Source organism: Thermus sp. (assembly GCF_056332225.1).
The window spans coordinates 1-720 of the sequence record NZ_JBWGQW010000182.1; the positions used below are offsets into that span (position 1 = coordinate 1).

Sequence of the window (720 nt, forward strand, 5' to 3'; positions counted from 1 at the left end):
CGCGCCGTGGCCTCGGACGGCTACCGCCTCGCGCTCTTCGACCTCACGCGTCCCTTCCCCTTCGCCAAGGCCGCCGTGGTTCCCGCCCAGAGCCTCGCCGAGGCGCTCGCCGTCCTGGAAGCGGCGGGCGGGGAGGAGGTGGCCCTCCGCCTCGGCCCGGGGGTGCTGGGCCTCGAGGGGGAGGGCGAGACCTTTTCCGCGCACCTCGCCCTCAGGCTCCTCGAGGGGACCTTCCCCGACTACAACCGGGTGATCCCGAGCGAGTTCGTGGCCCGAGCCCTGGTGGAAACGCGGGCGCTGAAGGAGGCGGCGAGGCGCCTCGAGGTGCTCGCCGATCGGCAGAACCGCCGCCTGGACATCGCCCTGGAAGAGGGGCACCTCAGGCTCTCCGTCGAGGGGGAGTACGGCGGTGGCGAGGAACGGGTCCCCGCCGAGGTGGAGGGAAGCCTCGTCCTCGCGGTGAACGCCCGCTACCTCCTGGAAGCCCTCCCCGAGGAAGACCGCACCGCCTTCCGCTTCTCCGGCGCCACCACCCCCTTCCTGGTGACGCCGGGAGAAAGGGAGGGGTACCGGGCGGTGGTGGTGCCCCTCCGCGTCTAGGAGGTGGTCCGTGAGGGGGAAGGCGAAGGAGCTCGAAAAGCTCGTGGCCGAACTGGAGAGCGCCGTCAAGCTCGTCCTCCTGGAGACCGCCGACCTGAAGCGCCTCCTCACCAAGGACCC

General features: G+C 71.8%; 1 protein-coding gene. It reads left to right on the plus strand.

Annotation, left to right across the window (positions count from 1 at the left end; translation table 11 throughout):
- On the plus strand, positions 1 to 600 hold a 600-nt coding region (locus AC01Y6_RS10790), incomplete at its 5' end, for a DNA polymerase III subunit beta family protein (RefSeq protein WP_476671533.1).
- Positions 601 to 720: the final 120 nt, after the last annotated feature.